The 3,907-nt window shown below is 75.9% G+C and carries 3 protein-coding genes; all 3 read right to left on the bottom strand.

What is annotated here, in order from left to right; all coding sequences use genetic code 11:
• Positions 1–516: 516 nt before the first annotated feature.
• Genes O4U47_RS31105 through O4U47_RS31095 form a run of 3 tightly spaced genes read right to left on the bottom strand, consistent with a single transcriptional unit; the run spans position 517 to position 3,564 of the window.
• A complete protein-coding gene (locus O4U47_RS31105; RefSeq protein ID WP_270681579.1) occupies positions 517–1,965 on the bottom strand; it encodes an FGGY-family carbohydrate kinase in 1,449 nt (482 codons plus the stop codon).
• Positions 1,966–1,969: 4 nt separating this feature from the next.
• On the bottom strand, positions 1,970–3,007 hold the full coding sequence (locus tag O4U47_RS31100; RefSeq protein ID WP_270681578.1) for a 2-hydroxyacid dehydrogenase: 1,038 nt from the start codon (positions 3,005–3,007) through the stop codon (positions 1,970–1,972).
• A 29-nt stretch (positions 3,008–3,036) separates the two neighbouring features.
• The gene (locus O4U47_RS31095) at positions 3,037–3,564 is read right to left on the bottom strand and encodes an RpiB/LacA/LacB family sugar-phosphate isomerase (protein ID WP_270681577.1); all 528 of its coding nucleotides are present in this window, start codon (positions 3,562–3,564) and stop codon (positions 3,037–3,039) included.
• Between the last annotated feature and the right edge of the window lie 343 nt (positions 3,565–3,907).

Raw genomic sequence — 3,907 nt, 5'->3', positions numbered from 1 at the left:
GCCGCCCATCACGGTGACCACGTACGTGCCGCGCGGCCGACAGCGCTGCGGGTAGGGGCGCCGACCTTCGTCGTCGCTGCTATCTACCTGGCACTCTGGCGGCCCGGCGGACGGCTGGGGCTCGTCAGCGGGGTACCGGCTGAGCCGCCTGACCACCCGGACCGCGAGGGGCCCGCCGCCCGGCAAGCAGGCCCGGGGAACCGTCCCGCTTCCGCCGTCGCCGCCCACCACGGCGACCACGCACACGCCGTGCGGCCGACAGCGCTGCGGGTAGAGGCGCCGACCTTCGTCGTCGCCGCCATCCACCTGGCACCCCCACGGCCCGCCGCCCGGCCGGGGCCCGTCAGCGGGCAACCGGCCGAGCTGACCCCCGCTCCAGCCCACTCACGGTCACATGTGACTGGGCCGCCCGCGTCCCGGGCGGCCCAGGCTCCTAAGACCCCAACCGCCCAAGCGTTCGGGCGGCCCAGGTGGTGCTGGTCGCTGGTGATGCTGGTCGCTGAAGGATCGTCCTCTTCAGGCCGCCCAGGTGGTGCGGGCCAGGTCGAGGGAGGACCGGTACTCGGTGTAGGCGTTCTGGTAGAACTCCGTGCCCTCAGCCGTCGGTTCGACCGTGCGGGACGCCGACCACCAGCGCTCCTCGTCCACCGGCTCTCCAAGCGCGCGGGCGCACGCGATCACCGCGCCGCGTGCCCCCACCCCCGGGTCGTCGGGGATGGTCACCGGCCGCCCCAGCACATCGGCGAATATGCGTGTCCACTCAGGGGAGCGCACTCCGCCGCCGCAGGCGTACAGGTTCCCGTCGAGGCCCGCCGTCTCCAGGCAGTGCCGGGCCGCGAACGCCACCGACTCGCACAGCGCGCGGATGACGTCCGCTCGCGTGTTCTGCAGGCTCAGCCCGGTGAAGCGGGCCCGTGCGCCCGCGTCCACGAACGGTGCCCGCTCCCCCGACTCGGCGAGGAACGGCAGTGCCCGCACTCCCCCGGCGCCCCTGCCGGACTCGGCCAGCATGGCGTCGGCGTCCTCGACGCGCACCCCCATCAGCTCGCACGCCCAGTCCAGACCCGCCGTGCCAACCATGGCCGCCATGGCCCGAAGGTAGCGGTCCGCCTCGGGCAGGGCCAGCAGCATGCCCGCGGGCTCGCCGTCCGGGTCGAACCCGGGCCCGTGCTGGAGCACCTGGCAGGCGAGCGTCGTGCCCGCGATGAGGACGCCGTCGCCCGGCTCGCGCACCCCCGCGCCCATGGCGCACGCGGGCATGTCGAACGGCCCGGCCGTCACCGGCAGCCCCTCGGGCAGACCGAGCAGCTCGGCCCCGGCGGCGTCCAGGCGCAGAACGGTGCCCGGAGGCGTCGGGTCGGCGAGCAGGCCGCGGCGGTGCCCCAGGCCGCACGCCTCCAGGGCCTCGGTGTCGTAGCGGCGGGTGCGCGGGTCGAGGAACGGCAGTGATGCGTCGGAGACGTCGACCGCGACGGTTCCGGTCAGCCGCTGGGCCACCGCGTCCACGCAGTACCCGGCGACCGCGGCGGTCTCCAGCGACTCCGGCTCCTCCGCGTCCAGGTGGGACAGGAGGGCCGCCGCGCACCCGGGGAAGACGCCCGAGCCGGTGCGGGCGAACACCCGCCGCGCGGTGCCGTCCCGCATCCACTTGTCCACCAGCCCCGAAGCGCGCCCGTCCAACCAGGACACGGCCGGACGGACAACACGGCCGCGCTCGTCACGCAGCCACAGCCCGTCGCCCTGCCCGGTGAGCGCCAGCGCGGTGACGGGCCCGTCGAGCCCGGCGGCGACCTCGCGCACCACCCGGGCCACCGTCTCCAAGACCTCTTCGAGGTCCTGCTCGGTCCTCCCGCCGGGCAGGTGGTGCAGGGTGCTGGCGGCGCCCGCCTGGGCGACGGAGGCGCCGCCCCGGTCGAAGGCCACCGCTTTGGTCAGCGACGTCCCGATGTCCACACCGATGATCATGGCGCTACCGCTCCAGCACGTCGGGGTTGGCCAGGTGGGCCTGCGCCTCGCCGCGGCTGTAGCGCCCCACCTCGGCGGCGACGATGCGGGCGGCGCGCTCGGCGGTCTGGCGGCTGCAGCCGGCCAGGTGCGGAGTGGCGATGACGTTCGGCGCGTCGCGCAGGGCCCAGTCGGCGGGCGGCGGCTCGACGTCGTAGACGTCCAGGGCCAGGGCGCCCAGGCGGCCCGACCGCAGCGCCTCGGGCAGCGGAGCGTAGTCGAGCAGCCCGCCCCGCGCGGTGTTCACCAGCACCGCGCCGTGCGGCAGCAGCGCCAGCCGGTCGGCGTCGATGAGGCCCTGCGTCTCCTCGGTGAGGCGGGCGTGCAGGCTGACGGCGGTGCTGCGGCGCAGCAGGTCGTCGAGGCCGGTGGGCTCGGCCCCGTCGGCGCGTACCTGCGCCGGGTCGGCGTAGGGGTCGCTGACCAGGACGCGGGCGCCGAAGGCGACCAGGACCCGGGCGACGCGGGCGCCGATGGCGCCGTAGCCGACCAGGCCGACGGTGGCGTTCTCCAGCTCCACCCCGGCGTTGTCGTAGGCGTACAGGTCGCCGCGCCAGGCGCCGTCGCGCAGCAGCTCGGCCGACGATCCGGGGATGCGGCGCAGGGCGGCCAGGATCATGCCGACGGCGAACTCGGCGGCCGCGGCGGCGTTGCGCCCGGGGGCGAAGGTGACGGCGACCCCGGCCGCGGTGGCGGCCTTGAGGTCGACGTTGACGGGGCCGCCGCGGCACACCGACACCAGCCGCAGGCCGGGGGCGGCGGCGAACACCTTCTCGGTGAAGGGGGCCATCTGGGTGACGGCGGCCTCGGCGCCTTGGAGGGCCTCGATGACCTGCTCTTCGGTGCCGCTCGCCTCGTTCACGCCCCCGACCGGGCCGAAGGGCTCGACCGGCCAGGGCAGGTCGAGCCGGGAGATCTCCGGGGCCTCCGCGAGCTCGGCCGCGACCGCGTCGGCGAGCAGGCCGGTGCGGACGAATTCGTCTCCTGCAGCGAGTATGCGCAAGGTGGTGCCTCTCTTGCCGTGCGGCCGCCTCAGACGCGGCCGGCTTCGTAGGAGTCGATGCGGGCGACCTTCGCCGCGCTCGGCGAGTTCTCGTCGAAGGTGTGGCCGAGCCATTCGGTGAGGATCTTCTCAGCCGCGTCCGGGCCGATGACGCGCGCCCCGAAGGTGATGACCTGGCAGTTGTTGGACTTGACGGACCGCTCGGCCGAGTAGGAGTCGTGGGCGACGGTCGCGCGGATGCCGGGCACCTTGTTGGCGGAGATCGCCACGCCGATGCCGGTGCCGCAGACGAACACGCCGCGGTCGGCCTCGCCCCGGGCGATGCGCTCGGCGCCCTCCAGGGCGGGCACCGGGTAGGCAACGTCGTCGGAGGCGTCGGCGACGCCGACGTCGTCGACGACCGCGACCCGGGGGTCGGCGCGCATGAGTTCGCGCAGCCGGTTCTTGAGGTCGGCGCCGGCGCTGTCGGCGGCGACGACGACGCGGATGGGGCGCGCCCCGCCGCCGTCGTCAGGCGTGGGGCCGGTCGGCGCTCCGGTGTGCGTTTCGGCGGTCATCGGTTCCCTCCACGAAGCGGTCCGGCGGTGGCCGGGAGAAGGTCGGGACTGCTGGACGGCGTGCGGCGCGCCGTACGGGCGGCACCGCCGCTGCGGGCGGGGCGGCGTACCGGGGACGGCCCCGCCGGGCACGCGCGCGGGCCCCCGCCCGGCCGGGCGGACGGCGTCCGCGGAATTCCCTGCGGCCCTGGCCGCCGACTGCGGGCGGCCGTCGGTCCCCCGCAGACGGGCGTAGCGCCAGTCAGGACCCGCAGGAGTCGGACTGGTCCGCCCCGGTTCCGATCCAGCCGGTCCGGCCTGGGCGGACGGGGGCCACACCACTCCGGGGGGCCCGACCTGCGAG

The organism is Nocardiopsis suaedae (assembly GCF_027706745.1).
GTDB classification, from domain to species: Bacteria; Actinomycetota; Actinomycetes; order Streptosporangiales; family Streptosporangiaceae; genus Nocardiopsis_A; species Nocardiopsis_A suaedae.
Note: the sequence above shows the minus strand (reverse complement) of the source record. Positions and strands in the feature narration are given on the sequence as shown.